General features: G+C 43.6%; 11 protein-coding genes. 9 read left to right on the forward strand and 2 right to left on the reverse strand.

Features of this window, described 5'->3' with window-relative positions; all coding sequences use genetic code 11:
- The first annotated feature begins 418 nt into the window (after window positions 1-418).
- Both HL061_RS11240 and purU read left to right on the forward strand, forming a co-directional pair.
- Window positions 419-6,115 carry a hypothetical protein gene (locus tag HL061_RS11240; protein WP_252962842.1) on the forward strand — a complete coding sequence of 1,899 codons (5,697 nt, stop codon included), beginning with the start codon at window positions 419-421 and terminating at the stop codon, window positions 6,113-6,115.
- 199 nt (window positions 6,116-6,314) lie between these two features.
- Window positions 6,315-7,244 carry a formyltetrahydrofolate deformylase gene (purU, locus tag HL061_RS11245; protein WP_240365379.1) on the forward strand — a complete coding sequence of 310 codons (930 nt, stop codon included), beginning with the start codon at window positions 6,315-6,317 and terminating at the stop codon, window positions 7,242-7,244.
- 76 nt (window positions 7,245-7,320) lie between these two features.
- On the opposite strand, the gene ccsA is transcribed toward purU, so the two are convergent.
- Window positions 7,321-8,112 (reverse strand): cytochrome c biogenesis protein CcsA, encoded by a 792-nt coding sequence (gene ccsA, locus HL061_RS11250; protein ID WP_201587478.1) that lies wholly within the window; start codon window positions 8,110-8,112, stop codon window positions 7,321-7,323.
- Window positions 8,113-8,525: 413 nt separating this feature from the next.
- Between ccsA and ffh the strand changes: the two genes are divergently transcribed.
- The 7 genes from ffh (at window position 8,526) to HL061_RS11285 (ending at window position 14,981) form a co-directional block, all read left to right on the forward strand.
- Window positions 8,526-10,064, forward strand: a complete 1,539-nt coding sequence (gene ffh, locus HL061_RS11255; RefSeq protein ID WP_252962843.1) for a signal recognition particle protein — start codon at window positions 8,526-8,528, stop codon at window positions 10,062-10,064.
- A gap of 268 nt (window positions 10,065-10,332) precedes the next feature.
- Window positions 10,333-11,034: a tRNA (adenosine(37)-N6)-threonylcarbamoyltransferase complex dimerization subunit type 1 TsaB gene (gene tsaB, locus HL061_RS11260; protein WP_240366539.1), complete on the forward strand. Its 702-nt coding sequence runs from the start codon at window positions 10,333-10,335 to the stop codon at window positions 11,032-11,034.
- An 85-nt stretch (window positions 11,035-11,119) separates the two neighbouring features.
- On the forward strand, window positions 11,120-11,962 hold the full coding sequence (locus HL061_RS11265; RefSeq protein ID WP_071003092.1) for an undecaprenyl-diphosphate phosphatase: 843 nt from the start codon (window positions 11,120-11,122) through the stop codon (window positions 11,960-11,962).
- Window positions 11,963-12,029: 67 nt separating this feature from the next.
- The gene (locus HL061_RS11270) at window positions 12,030-12,929 is read left to right on the forward strand and encodes a class I SAM-dependent methyltransferase (RefSeq protein WP_071003095.1); all 900 of its coding nucleotides are present in this window, start codon (window positions 12,030-12,032) and stop codon (window positions 12,927-12,929) included.
- A gap of 117 nt (window positions 12,930-13,046) precedes the next feature.
- Entirely contained in the window at window positions 13,047-13,202 is a 156-nt protein-coding gene (locus HL061_RS11275; protein WP_227517146.1) for a hypothetical protein, read from the forward strand.
- Between the two features lie 194 nt (window positions 13,203-13,396).
- Complete coding sequence (ubiA, locus tag HL061_RS11280) at window positions 13,397-14,314, forward strand: 4-hydroxybenzoate octaprenyltransferase (protein WP_071003097.1); 918 nt, start codon at window positions 13,397-13,399, stop codon at window positions 14,312-14,314.
- A complete protein-coding gene (locus HL061_RS11285; RefSeq protein WP_071003099.1) occupies window positions 14,307-14,981 on the forward strand; it encodes a DUF4112 domain-containing protein in 675 nt (224 codons plus the stop codon). The genes ubiA and HL061_RS11285 overlap by 8 nt, the downstream gene beginning before the upstream one ends.
- A gap of 140 nt (window positions 14,982-15,121) precedes the next feature.
- On the opposite strand, the gene HL061_RS11290 is transcribed toward HL061_RS11285, so the two are convergent.
- A complete protein-coding gene (locus tag HL061_RS11290) occupies window positions 15,122-15,691 on the reverse strand; it encodes a hypothetical protein (protein WP_197496675.1) in 570 nt (189 codons plus the stop codon).
- Window positions 15,692-15,760 lie beyond the last annotated feature (69 nt).

Here is a 15,760-nt window from a genome sequence, read left to right on the forward strand (position 1 = left end):
GGCATGGACACAGCAAGCGGCAGCTTTGCACCAAACAAAACTATATGAAGGTTGAGCTGGTTTTACTGTTATCTAAAGGCAAATAACAGGCTGACCAATTCAGAAAATTTTAAAGCCGACATTTATACCATAAAACAGACGAATACTCAAATATTTTTATGATAGTTGTTGGTTTAAAGGAGAGATATTATACCCTGAAATGAGCGTGCTATGTTGTTGATTGTTTAATAGTAAAGATTAATTTTTAGTTGTAAGTTATAACAAAAGTCAGTAAAGTTGCTGTTATATATTTAATACAATCTGTTAATACATCGGTATCACTGTAAATCTAAGTATCATTACCAATCTTATTTAATTCTGTGTAATGGTTTTCTGCCTTTTTGCTCGAATAAATTACTGCTCATGCGGAGTCAAAAACATGTCATATCATTTGCTACCTACTTCTAAATTGTTTCAACTGACAGCGCTAACCTTATCATTGGCCTTGGCGGGTTGTGGTGGTGGGGGCACGGATACGGTTGCGCCAGAGCCTGATTTGGGCCCTGAGCAGCCTGACGAAAATAATGGTAGTGATAGTGGCGGTGAGCAGACACCAGAAGTTGAACCTGATTTCTTTTTACAGAAGCTTAGCACATCGCCTACTATCATCGAGCTATCTGATGAGCAGGCTATTTTTAATGTAACAGTAAAAGCTGCTGAGGTGGGCTCAGGTGGTGCAATGATCGGCAAAGCAGTTACATTGAAAGTAGTGAATTCTGAAACTAATGGTATCACTATTGAAGGTCAAAGTACTCAAGTGACTGATAGCAATGGTAATGCTGTATATACACTAAAGCTGAATCCGCAGGCAGTCTTAGATAAAGAGATGTTAATTGCAAACGGCTTTACATTAATAGCTACTGCTAATAAAGCCGATGGCACAGCTGTTGCACCGCAGGAGTTAAAAGTTTCTGTTAGTAGAGAGGGAAGTGGAGATGGTACTCAGGTCACTGAAAGTAAACTGAGTGTTACTCAAAGTCTTGATACCAGCTCTGTCTCTAATAATAAGCTGAACCCTTATGGCGACACAGCAGTAATCAGTGTGCAGCTGAAAAATGAAAAAGGAGCGCTGGCTCCTGATGTTGAGGTTGGTCTCGGACTCGCTCAGATAGAGGGTGTCTCTGTCGATACTGCTAGCCAAATGACTGATGCCAAAGGTGTTGCTACTTTTAATCTTAAGATCGATAGCAATTTGCCTGCAGCGACTCGTAATAAACTGCTTCAAGGTATCGTATATGCTATCAATATCAAAGAAAATAGTGGGGCCACTAAGCTCATATCTGGCAAGCTCCCTGTTGCATTACCTGTTTCAGACTATGATTTAAAAGTTTCAGGAAATTCAACGCAGCTTAGCGCTTATGGTGATACACAGCAGCTTACTATCACTGCCTCACCTAAAAATACAAATGTGTCGACTCAAATTAATGGTGCAAAGGCAACAATCAAGCTAAATGATGCCTTTGAAGGTGTCAGCCTAGCAAATGAACAGTTAGTATTAGATGCCAATGGTCAAGCGACAGTAGCATTAACCATATCATCGGCGTTGAGTGCCGATGAACGTCAAGAGCTTGCAGAAAAGGGTATTAGCTACACTGTCGTGCTCACAGAACCAAACCGTTCGACAGCAACAGTAAGCTCTTCTAGCGTAGTTATTGTTCCAACTGCGAAATACAAAATTAACTTTAACGAAAGCAGCAAAAAAGAGCTATCGAGTTCAGGTGGCAGTGCAGTGATCAGCTTCCGTGTCAATGATAGCCGCGGTGGTGTAGTTGAAGGGCAAAAAGTAATAGCAAGTTTACCAAAAATCCTAGCTGATGCAGGTCTACTAACTCTAGAGAACAACTCAGAACAGACAACCAATGCTAAAGGTGAAGTTAGCTATACGGTACGGGTGCCTAATAACTTGACTGTGTCACAAAAAGCCCAGCTTGAAAAGGCAGGTAGTTTTGTATTGTCTGCAAATATAACAGAAGCGTCGGGAGTACCAAGTACTGCCAGCAGTGAAAGTATCCGTATAGGGGCAGATATCGGACAAAGCGATATTACATTGACTGCGCAAAGCGTACCTGCAATTGCGAATATACTAGATGAGCAGTTTAAGTTGCAAATTCTAGGTAAGCGTAAAGATGGCAGCGCTGCTGTAGGACGCACAGTCAAGCTTGTTATTAACGAAGGCTTTACGACAGGTATTACCATTCAAGGTAACGAACAAACCACAAATAGCAATGGCGTGGCAGAGTTTACCGTTCGTATTAGTCAAAACCTAACCCAAGCACAGCGTGATCAATTAATTAAAACAGGTATTGCCTACACTGCAGTACTGACTGATGAAGATGGTACTCAGTCCAAAATTATTCAGAAAGTAAACGTTGAGCAGCCAGCAACCAGTATACAGTTCGCTTCTATCACAACGCCAGAAATTAGTGAGTTGGGCGGTAGCGGTAATATTGGTGTGAGATTGACCTCTAAAGAGAATACTGCTCAGCCGGTCAGAGACAAAACAGTCACTATCCAGCTAGGTGCAAAAGCACTAGAGTACGGTGTTACAGTCACTCAAACTACAGCGACTACAGATTTTAATGGTGAGGCGATTTTTGCTGTTAACGTACCTAAAGGTTTAACAGCTGTACAGCGAGCGGATTTAAAGAACACTGGTATCAACTATCAGCTAACGTATGCTGAAAACAACGTTTCTTATAATTCAGAAATACAGAAAGTAAAAATCACTACGCCTAGCGTTAGTTTAAATATCTTGAACGCCACCAATAATATTGATAATCAAGCAGGATATATCCTAAACAATGTGGGTAGTACTGCCATTATCCAAGCACAGCTAAATAATCAGTCATCTGGCGAGCAAGTCGCTAATCAGACAGTGAAGTTGGTATTTGATAATCCACAATTAGCAAGCCTGCTCACAGTAAATGGTCAGCTTGGGTCATCAAATATCACTGCTAGTACAAATGCTAATGGTTTGGTTAGCTTCAATGTTGTAGTTCCAAATAACTTGAATGATGAGCAAAAAGAAGCGCTTAGCAAGCAAGTATTGACCGCCACTTTGACAGAGACATTGACTGGCAAGCAACAACAAGTCAATGTCAAAGTTCAGTCTATGACAGCAGCCATCTCTTTACTGGGTAATTCAGTAAGTGCTTTAAACCTAAATGGTGGTGAAACACAGGTTGAAGTGATAGCAAAAGATAACAAAGGCAATGTGATTAGCGGACAAAAAGTATTCCTCGCACTGCCAGCCTCTATTGCAAGTAAGGGCGTTACACTGGCTACAGGTGGCAGTCAGACTACTGATGATTCAGGTAAGGCTGTATTTACTCTAGCAGTACCAAACAACTTAACCGAAGACCAAAAGACTGCATTAGGTACAAGTTTTATTGTGGCATTATCTGCAGCTGATAGTAGTGGGAATATTGTGACGCAGACGAGTACTGTCCGTACCAATATACCAACAGGTACAACTGAAAGTCTCACTGTTGGCGCAAATAAAGTTGTTGACACCAAAGGGGATACCTTCAAAGTATTCGTACGCGTTGCTAAAGACGACAAGAGTATTGCAGGTCGTTCCGTCACTCTAAATGTCAACGACCCTATTGGTACAGGCGTGACAGTCAGCCAAGGCACAGCCGTCACTAACAGCGATGGTGTAGCGACTTTTGATTTGACTCTTGAAAATGGTGCCAATGTTAACCAAGCGACGCTAGAGTCAGGTATTCGATTAACTGCGACTACTACTACAGCTGAAAATGTTAAATTGGAGCAAAACTACATTGTAGCAGTGGATACGTCTACAATTGAGAGCTACCAGCTAATCGCGTCATCTGATAAGCCAACATTGACTACAGGTGGCGACCAGACCCAAGCTTCATTCATCGTAACAGATAATAACGGTGGGATTCTCACAGGTGTGCCAGTACAGTTAAGCATCGAAAACCTAGAGTCAAGCGGAGCAGCATTGACCACATCGAGCACAGTTGTAAGCGATAGTAGTGGTCGGGTTGATGTGGGTGTATTGTTAGCAGCTAATAGTATCAATGCTCGCCTTAATCATAGTGTAGTGATTAATGCCAAAATCGTCACGCCGCAATATGATATAGATGGTACTGTCAATATGCAGGTGCGTGAACAAAAGTCTCTGAGCTTATCTGCAATTGGCACAACACTCACCCTTACAGCATCTGAAAAAAATCTCAAAGATAATAGTACAACCTCCCTGTCTTCTACTTTAACTGATGGGACGGGACTTGCGATTGCAAATGCTAAAGTAGAGCTTATTGATACTGACGGCAACCTTATCGCTAGTGATGCAACCGCGACCACCGATTCAGAGGGTAAAGCTAGCTTTACAGTTAACGAAAGTGATTTGAGCTTTGATAGCAATGGTAACTTACGTGTTTTTGTGAGAGCAGTGGGTGAGCGAGAGCTGACCACGCAGCGTAGTACCAGTAGCATTGATTTGGTTAAGGTGTCGCAAGCGGGTATTAGCTTCATCGATATTGAAGATGTTTACGATGTTAATATGGCTCAGAATATTAATATACAGATTCGCACTAACTCTGTAGCTGAGGCGAATGCACTTATTGGTAAGCTCTTAGAAGTACAAACAACGATTGGAACGTTTGCGAACAATGATGTCATCTCGACCCAAGCGATAACGGCTGCCAATATTCAAGGTAATATTATTACAGTTCCAGTCGTACTGAACTCTGCACTTGCTGGCACAGCAGTATTGCAGGCGACGGTACTTGGTGAGATGAATAACGGTCAGCTCAAGTATCAAACAACCGTGGATACGCGTTTTAGAGCCACTACACCAGCTAAGATACTGTTCCAGGCGGTAAGATCAGTGATTACGCCAGGTAGCAGTACCGAGCTTGTAGCAACTGTCAAAGATAAAAATGATGTACCAGTCGAAGGCCAGACAGTCGTCTTTAGCCGTGCTTCTGATTCTTCAGCAGGACGATTGTCTGCTGCAACTGCTATCACTGATAGTAAAGGTCAAGCACGTGTAGTGTATTTGGCAAATGCTAGCTCACCGATCAATGGTGTGACTCTCAACGCTCGACTATTGAATGACCCTAACAATATTGGTAGCAAGTCCACTACTATTACCGTGTCAAAAGATGCTGTTTATACGACATTGACGTTTGCTAATAAAATATCTTCTGACGACATCTACTACACAGTTCGTGGCTCGATATCGGTTATGGATGGCTCAGGACGCGCTGTCCCGAATCAAAAAGTGTCAATTAAGTCTTATGCTACACAGTATGCTCAAGGTAGAGTCTGTTTGTTAGACAGCACAGTGACCTATCAAGCGGCTGATATTAAAGAAAAGGATGAGAATGGTCAGGATATTACTACGACACCTGAGCCTAAAGTGTTCTCTGAAAAATCGCCTATTTTCTTGCAGTCTGAATGGATCAACACAGAAGATCTAAACTATAACTATACGTTAGATCAAGACGAAGATATTGACAAAAATGTTGATGCTAATGGTAATATTATTATTGGTAATAAACAGCTAGATCCAATTAATCCAGTTGCAATTATTGGTGGTACTGTTTCAGAGGATGGTTATACGTTTATTACTGATGACGAAGGGCGTGCTGATTTCGAAATCCGTTATCCACTACGTTATTCTAACTGGGTAAAAGTACGCTTTGATGCATCAACCTTCGTTAATGGTAGTGAAAATACACAGAGTATTAACTATCAACTGCTTAGTGAGGTAAATGATTCGTCAATAAGCGAAACCAGTTTAGTCACGCCTTGGATAGATAATGCAAGCCCATTCGGTACGGGTGGAGCTACTTGTGTAAATAATATGAGTGTTAGTGTTGATGCTAACTCTACTAATGCTTATCCACGTGGTAATACAACAGTTAGACTATCACCATATCAGCCAAGCTATGCAGTATCGATTAATGGTGTCGGACCAAATACACAATCGCAAGGTTATAACAGTTATATTGTAGACTTCAATCAAGCCTTTGAATTAGGGGCCACGTTAGGAATCGTTAGCAACGGAGCAGGTTTTACTAGAACTATAAAGGTTGAATAATATTGGTAAACATTGAAAGTTGATATTTCAAAACCCTTGACCACATGTCAGGGGTTTTTGCATTGCATCTTCAAATAGCTAAATAACCAAAAACAACCAACTCGCTCAGCAAAGCATCGCAAAAAAGATTAAAATAACCGGTTTACTCCGCTGTCAGTCACTTCAGCGATCAGTCATCATTTTTTATATTGGGCGTATTATGTCAGACAATACCAAAACGGCTTCATCATCACGTACAACAAACATCGCTTCTCAGAGTAAACAGATACCTAGCACCATCGATACAGCGACATTGCTCATCAAATGCAAAGATCAGGCGGGTATCGTACAGGCAGTCTCTGAATTTATTCATCGCTATGGCGCGAATATCATTACCCTAGATCAGTACTCCACCGCGCATGAGGGCGGGCAGTACTTCATGCGTTTGGAATTTGCGTTGGCAGGCTTGAGCGATATCATTGAGAACTTTGAAGCCAGCTTTGCACATACTGTGGCTAAACGCCATAACATGGACTGGCGTCTGCATAACAATGCCACGAAGACCAAAGTGGGTATTTTGGTCTCAAAGTTTGATCATGCATTATTGGACTTATTATGGCGTCACCAGCGTGGCTTGCTGGATTGCGAGATTACTTGCGTGGTGAGTAACCATCCTGACCTGCGCCAAGCGGTAGAAAACTTCGGCATTACCTTTCACCATGTGCCCGTGACCAAAGAAAATAAGGTAGAAGCGGAGGAGCAAATCCATAAGCTGATGGCGGGTAATGACTTACTAGTGTTGGCGCGTTATATGCAGATATTGTCAGCTGATTTCGTGAAGCGTTGGCCGATGCAAGTGATTAATATCCATCATTCGTTCTTGCCTGCGTTTATGGGTGCAGATCCTTATCGTCAGGCTTATGATAAAGGCGTCAAGCTGATTGGCGCAACAGCGCACTATGTGACTGCTGAGCTGGATCAAGGGCCTATTATTGAGCAAGACGTACACCGTGTGACCCATCGCCAAGGGGTAACAGAGTTGCGGGCGATTGGGCGCGATATCGAGCGTAATGTATTGGCACGTGCTGTCAATTGGCATGTGCAAAACCGTGTGATTGTGGCAGGCAACAAGACCGTAGTTTTTAACTAAAAAATCAGTAGAAAATTGAGTAAGAAAGGCGGTCAGTAGCAACAGTTACTGATCGCCTTTTTTATAATGTGATATTTTATATCAGCATTTCCAAAACAAACTTACTACCCACAAAGCCAATCGCTAACAGAATAAAGGCATAAATAGTGATATTCGCCGCACGTTTGCCTCGCCATCCTGCGCGCCAATTGCCAAGCAGCAACGTACCAAATAATAACCACGAGAGCAGACTAAATACTGTTTTGTGCACGATATGCTGTGCCATCAAATCTTCGACATAGATAAACCCAATCCCCAGTGCGATACTAAGCAGCACAAAGCCTACCAAGAGCATATCGAATAATAGACTCTCCATACTTTGTAATGAGGGTAATTTATTGACCCAAAATCGGTGAATGGTATGATGCTTGAGCTCGCGAATTTGTAGACGCAAAAATAGCGCTTGTACTGCCGCCATCAACAGCACACAGTAGGCCGCTAACGATAATAGGATATGAGCTTCAAGACCGACACTGACGTCAGTAAGCGGTTGATAGGGTGCGCGGCCAATATAGCCGACGGTCATACCTATTAGTGCAGTAGGCGCAGCCAAAATACCAAGGCTCAGAATAGGGCGGTACAAACAAAACAGCAGGTAAAAGAATAAGAAGAATAAACTGGTCAGGCTAATGATATTGAACAAATTGAAATTCAGACCATAAAGCGTCACTACATATGGATAAAGTAAGGTCGCATGTGCGGCCATCCCTACCAATAAAAGCCCCAAACTGACGCCTTTATGAATAGGTTTGTCCTGAATCAGCGCCCAACCAATATGGAGGCTGACTAAGACATAAGCCATGCTAGCAAGTAAGAATGCAAGGTGCACAGATAAAAAGCCTCATCTTATACTGAGCATAAACTGCCGCTCAATGTGTCGCTAAAGTGGTATTATCAGAATGATTAGAATAATCGTCCAATTTATCATAAAATGGGTGCCAGTTGAGCATCATCTTACTTATTGCTTATAAATATGATTGACAAAGCAGCAATCCGCAAAATATATCGTAAGTCACTTATAAATATCAGAGCCAAGTTTTGCAAAACGACTATAAGTTTTGAGCCGTGTTGATGCTATAGTATTGATAATATGATTTTTTATAAGAGAATGTCCCAGTATTTGATAGTCCATCCTAATAGTATTGATGAACCATTTGAATCGTTTGATTCGCCACCATTTTATTGAAAGTTATTTTAATTGCGTATTATTTAATTGAAAACCATTTTAATTGAGAGTTATTTATGTTTGATACCTTAACAGAACGCTTATCGTCCAGCCTACGTAATATCGTAGGATCTGGACAACTGACTGAAGACAATATCAAAGACACCCTGCGTGAAGTACGTATGGCATTGTTAGAAGCTGACGTAGCACTGCCTGTCACTCGTGATTTCGTCAAACGCGTCAAAGAGCAAGCGCTTGGTGCTGAAGTGCTAAAAGAGCTAGCGCCAGGTCAAGCCTTTGTCAAAATCGTACACGACGAGCTGACCGAAATGATGGGCAGTGCCAATCAGCAGTTAGAGATGACAGGCAAACCGCCTGTGGTTTATTTGCTAGCAGGTTTGCAAGGTGCGGGTAAAACGACCACAGCTGGTAAATTGGCCAAATATCTACAAGAGCGTCAAAAGAAAAAAGTCATGCTGGTATCGGCCGACGTTTACCGTCCAGCGGCGATCAAACAGCTTGAGCAAGTTGCCGGTAAGGTAAATGCCAAGTTTGTCAACTCAAGCACGGATGAAAATCCAATCGATATCGCAAAGCGTGCGATTGAAGAGGCCAAAATCCAGTATCAAGATATCCTTATCATTGATACGGCAGGTCGTCTACATATCGACGATACCATGATGGATGAGATTAAGGCGCTAACGGCGGCGGTTAACCCATCTGAGACACTATTCGTCGTCGATGCAATGACGGGTCAAGATGCCGCCAATACCGCAAAAGCTTTTAATGATGCGTTGCCATTGACGGGTGTTATCTTAACTAAGACTGACGGCGATGCACGAGGCGGTGCGGCGCTGTCTGTACGTGCTATCACCGGCAAGCCAATTAAGTTCTTGGGCCGCGGTGAGAAACTAGGCGAGTTAGAGCTATTCCACCCTGAGCGTATTGCCCAGCGTATCCTTGGTATGGGCGACGTACTGAGTTTGGTCGAAGAGGTTGAGCAAAAAATCGACCGTGATAAAGCCGAGAAAATGGCGAAAAAGATGCAAAAAGGCGGTGATTTCGACCTTGAGGATCTATTAACCCAGTTCCAGCAGATGAAAAGTATGGGCGGTATGGCGGGCTTCTTAGATAAGATGCCAGGTATGAGCGGCTCAGATATGCAAAAAGCCGTCGAAGATGCCAAGCCAGAAGAAAAAGTACGTGAGATGGAGGCGTTGATTAATTCAATGACGCCGTTTGAGCGCAAAAACCCTGATAAGATTAATCCAAGTCGTAAGCGCCGTATCGCTGCAGGCTCAGGCCGTGAGATTCAAGATGTTAACCGTTTGCTCAAGCAGCACAAGCAAATGGCAAAAATGATGAAAATGATCTCAAAGCCTGAAGGCATCAGTAAAATGATGAAGTCTATGCAAGGCCTCATGGGTGGTGGTAGCGCAGGCGGTGGTGGCCCATTGTTTGGCGGCGGTCAGCAAGGCACTAAAAACGTGAATCCAGAACAAATGGCCAAGCAAATGGGACTGGATCCGAACAATATGCCAAGCACCGAAGAGATGCAAAAGCAAATGCAAGAAATGCAAAACCAAGCGCCAAAGAAGTTTAAAACGCGCTTCTAAGCCATCGTGATGCATACTGAAAGTATTTTATATATGCCCTAAAGCTACCTAAGCTTTAGGGTTTTTTATGGTTAGCTATGAATAAGTACAGATGAATAAAGTGTGGAAAAGCGTAGAAATTGATAAAATTCATTTAGCCTAAATGCTATGATAGGCGCTGTTTCATTCTGTCTAAATTTTGATAGTACATAAATAATAAATGGCTATTAAAAATTATTAAAATCTGACAAACCCATTTAGAACGCCAAAAGTAAAAGCCGAGGTTGTGATGTTTTTAGCAATGGATACCGTGTTCGATCAGTGTTCGATCGCGATTTTAGATTCGAGCGGACAGGTACTGTCGAACCATACCGAAACAGGCAAGCGTCAGCAAACTCAGCAGATCTTACCGATGATTGATGCTGCACTATCTGAGGCGCAGCTACGTCTTGCTGATATACAGGCTTTAATATTTAATCGCGGGCCGGGTGCGTTTAGCGGTATTCGTATCAACACGGCAGTGGTGCAAGCGTTGTCTGTCGCGCATGACTTGCCTTGTGTTGGTGTCTCTAGCCTACAAGCGATTGCACAATCTGCGTATCAGCAGTACGGGCTGACACACCTATACAGCGCCCTTGATGCTCGTATGCAGCAAGTCTATTTCGGACAGTATGAGTTGGTAGTTGACGACGAGTTAGTTTATAGCATCATGCAGCCAGTACGGGCTTATGGCAGTGATAGCACTGAGCAGCTATTAGATTATGATAGCCAAACAGCACTGAATCTCCCTATCGCGGGGAATGGCGCGATGCTATTAGCATTGCATGATCAGCAAGTGTGCCATGAAGACGTCTGGCCAGACGCTGTTATCATCGGGCAGCTTGGTGTTGCTCAGTTTGCAAACGATGGTGGTACGGAGGCAGCGCAAGCACTACCAAAATATCTACGTAACCAAGCTTGGAAAACACTTAAAGAGCAAGGCAAAGCGTAGCTTTTGAGTATTTTTTAAGCATTAATCAATATAAAACCAACGTCAACATAGGACAGCCAATCGGCCTGTTTTTAGGAAAGTCATTGTGGATATACTGTTATTCGTTCAAGCTGTCATCATGGGTATCGTGGAAGGTATCACAGAGTTTTTGCCCATCTCCAGCACGGGGTATTTGATTTTATCAGCCGATGTGATGGGATTTTGGACCAAAGAAAAAGTTGATTTGTTTGTGGTCGTGGTACAGCTTGGTGCTATCTTGGCAGTGATATATGACTATTGGGGCAGACTGTGGCAAGCATTGATGGGTCTCATAACAGGTAAAGCAGAAGGCATGACCAATCCTAGGCAACTGGGACTCAGTCTCATTGTCGCGACCATTCCTGTGATGATTGTTGGCTTTACCTTTGCTGATGAAATCAAAGCTTATTTGTTTAATCCTATTGTCGTTGCCATTATGCTCATCATCGGTGGTCTGCTCATATTCTATGTGGAAAAGCGCCCTAAAACCATCATTGCAAAAGAGGCAGAAGATGTCAGTATAAAAACGGCGCTGATGATTGGCCTATTTCAGTGTCTGGCTCTGATACCAGGCACGTCACGCTCAGGATCGACGATCATTGGGTCGCTATGGCTTGGAGTCTCGCGTAAAGCCTCCGCTGAGTTTTCTTTCTTTTTGGGTATTCCTGTCATTGTAGGCGCGGCATTATTAGATCTGCTCAAACACGGCGATGTACTGAGCAATCGTGAAGACTGGTTGGTATTAGGTGTTGGAACCATCGTGTCGTTTGTCGTGGCGCTACTCTGTATTCGCTTGCTTGTAGCATGGGTGAGTCGCCGTGACTTTACTATTTTTGCTTGGTTACGCATTATCACGGGTGTTATCGTGTTGGTTGCGGCTTGGGGCTTTGGTTACCAAATGGCGGGCTAGATTTGTACGATGGCTTGTAATGCTATGGGTAAAAAGTAAGCAGTTATAAGTAAAAAGGATGATGGTTATGACAGCGCTGCATCACACAGATAATAAGTCAGGTGACCTTGTACAGTGCCAATTGTTCTATGTGAATGACAGTCAACAAGCACAGATTGAGCGCTTACAGGCATTGATAGCTGAGCACAAATTACCAATCGTCCTAAAGACTAAGCTCTCCACGGAGAAATTAACACAAAAACGTCGCCAGCAACTGAGCCAAACATCCTCTCAACTTATTTTGCTGCTTGATGAAAAAGATAAGCTATCGTGGCTTAGTGATGGACTGAGCGTGTCACCAGAGTGGGATAAATTGCAACGCCGCGTGGTGAGTGCTGGTCGTAAGTCGGAGCTATTACTGCAAGCAGCAAAGATTACCGCAGATAGCCATGTTATCGATGCCACGGCCGGCTTTGGCCATGATAGTTTGATATTGGCCAGTACTGGCGCACACGTCATTATGCTTGAGCAGCAGCCGCTAATGGCGTTGCTGTTACTTGTAGAACAAGAGCGTATGAGCGCGCAGCCTAATTGGCAAAAGCTCATGAGCCGTCTACATATTATCAATACTGATGCACTGAGTTATTTTGCGAGCCTAAAAGCTGACGATATATCGAATGACGGCAATGCAGTCGATGTGGTGTATTTAGATCCCATGTTTCCAGAGGATAGCTACCAAGACAGTAAGACAGGTAAAGGTGCCAAAGTCGGCAAGCACATGCAAGCGCTGCATCAATTGGCGCGTCCACCAACGCTAGAGGAAGAGCGCCAACTGCTAAATAGTGCTAAGGCAATTGTGAGTCGAAGCGCGCAAGGACAAGGTCGCGTGATCGTCAAGCGGCCACAATTTGCGCCATTATTTGCCGATGAGCCGGTTAGTGAAAGCTGGCATAATGAAGCCGTGCGCTTTGATGGGTATTTTGCCTGACATCGGTTTTTCGAGGATTATTTCATAGCCACTGTTTGTGATAAATAAGTGTATCAGCATAAACATACGTCATTCATTAGCTTGAGTATTTAGAATACATGTATTCAGGAGCAGGAAATGTCAACGCTAATCATTTGGGTCATGGGTGCAGGCTTATTGTTATTGTTGGTCAATATCATGCTGCGCACTCAGATTCTTCGGCTTGAAGCACGTTTAAAGGAATTGAGCAGTCCACAAGAGCAATTGGCATTTTTGCGAACAAGCAGCACATAAAGATAAAATCCCTGCGATTAAAGCGTTACGTAAACAGTATCCTGAATTTTCTCTAATTGAGGCGAATAACTTATGGAAACAAATCTAACGATTAGGGCGTGTCCCTAATTCAAATGTTTATCACCATTTTTAAAATAGCGACACGCCCTAGCAAAAAAGCATATAACACTCTTTATTGACGATAATAAGAAGCCATGACATTCAAAGACAAACTACAAGCCTATATCCAGCTCACGCGTTTTGATAAACCAGTGGGTATTGAGCTGCTACTATGGCCGACATTATGGGGCGTACTGTTAGCTGCCATGGGCCAAGCCCAGCAGCAAGGAGTTACAGCAGGTCTGCCAACGCTCAAGATATTTGTAATATTTGCCCTCGGTGCGATATTTATGCGCGCCGCTGGTTGTGCGATTAATGATTTTGCGGATCGTAAAGTAGATGGTCATGTGACTCGCACCAAAGGTCGTCCATTAGCAGATGGACGTCTATCTGGCAAAGAAGCCATTGCTGCATTTTTGGTACTGGTATTACTCAGCGGCATTTTGCTGTTTTTCTTACCCGTTGCCGTTTTTTATTGGTCGCTGGGTGCTGTTGTATTGGCGTTTATTTACCCCTTTATGAAACGCTATACCCATCTGCCACAAGTATTTTTGGCGGCGGCGTTTGGGTGGGCCATACCGATGTCTTATGTGGCGGTGCAGGGCGCTCCCGATATTTGGTGCTGGCTATTATTCTTTGCTTATATGTGCTGGACGGTGGCCTATGACACGCAGTACGCAATGGCTGACCGCGAGGATGATCTCAAGATTGGGGTCAAATCAACGGCGATATTATTTGGCCGCTATGATGTGATTATTATCTCAATCCTGCAAATGCTATTTTTGCTGATGATGGGCGCGGCTATGTGGCATTACTTTGCCCCAACAACGCTAGGCGTGACACCCGTATTCGGATTAGCATTGGTGGCGATGATGTTTGCCAAACAAAACAGCGTTTGTGCCAGTCGCAATGCGCAGGCTTGCTTTCAGGCATTCTTAGCCAATATCTGGGTGGGACGCTATGTTTTTGCCCTCGTTGCAATTGCTTGTATATGGACGACTCTAAATGGATAAATTTAAGAAGTTGTCGAGATTTAAAGCAAAGAAATCCTCTAATACAAATGGCTCAGTCGTCGATTATCAGGCAAAACTTGCTGAGCAGGGACTGACACGCGAGCAAGTCATTGCCACCGAGCGTAAACTGGCAAAGTTTGCTAATACAATGGATTCTCTTGTCCGCGTGCCTTTTACCAAGCAAGGCATAGGTGCGGATGCGGCGCTCTCTACCATTCCTCTCGCAGGGGATGTCGCAGGACTGATACTGACCAGCTATGCTTTTATACTGGGTCGTCAGCTGGGTGTTCCTGCCGATAAAATGACACCTGCGGTCAGACTGGCGCTGATTGATATGGTGGTCGGTATTGTGCCCGGCATTGGGACATTGCTAGATATTTTTATTCGCCCTAGCCGCAAGACATTGGGTATCGTACACGAGCATTTACATCAGGAGTATGGCATCACTGAAACCATGCATATGGATCGGCCTTTTTTACATCAGTCATTAGAAGACAAGCAGCAAGGCCGCTTTGGTGCATTTTGGCGAAATCCAATAGTAGCTTGGCTATACTTGCATATCCCTGACATGTTGGGACTCATCGTGATTGTATTTGTTGGCTGGGGAATTTGGACGGCGATAAGCTGGTTGGTCGGACTTTTTGGGCAATCGACTGGGTTTGGATAAATAAAATCATCTACCAGAAAGTTAAGTAAATACGAGTGAGTAGAGACCAGTAAATAGAGATAAAAAAGCGGCAACGATAGTAACGTTTGCCGCTTTTTAATTATTTAAGATAAGACTTTCAAAAAGGATGCAATTAGCACTTATTCAGTGACGACTTCTGCTTCAGCACTGACTGCATCAAAGCTAGTGACGGTATTGTTTTGGATAAGATCAATGGTGCCGCCACCTGCATGACTCACCAGTTGGATGCTACCATCGACTGAGCGATAAGTGGGATTGTTACCTTGTCCTTCTGGCGCGCTGAGCGTCATTTTTGGCTGGTTGGGGCGAGTGACGATGGCATTGAGCAACCCTGAAGCTGACGTTTCAAAAACGACCGATAAGGTGTCGCCTGCTTCACTTTTGTAACGGACATCAGTGATTTGTGCGCCTTTAATGGCCTGTTCTGGATTGGGCGATGTAGCAGTATTACTTGGTGCAGCGACAGTGCCTCCAAGGTCTTGCTCTAACTCAGTCAAGCTCACATCGCGCTCTGAATTAGCTTCAGTCTGTGATGGGTTCTGAGCATTCTCTATACTGTCATCCGCCGCTTCATTGACATTGATATTTGTGGTGACAGGCGTTGTCTGCGTTGACGTTTCAGATGGTGTTTCGGTAGGTGCTTCAGGTTCTGGCGTTTCTTGACAGGCAGTCAGCAGAAATAAACTCAAAAAAAGAGCAGAAGCTTTGAGACAGTGAACCTTAGCGTTTGTTGAGCTTAGTAATTTTAAGACAAAAGT

It is taken from the genome of Psychrobacter sp. PSP, from assembly GCF_024085615.1.
Classification (GTDB): Bacteria; Pseudomonadota; Gammaproteobacteria; order Pseudomonadales; family Moraxellaceae; genus Psychrobacter; species Psychrobacter pacificensis.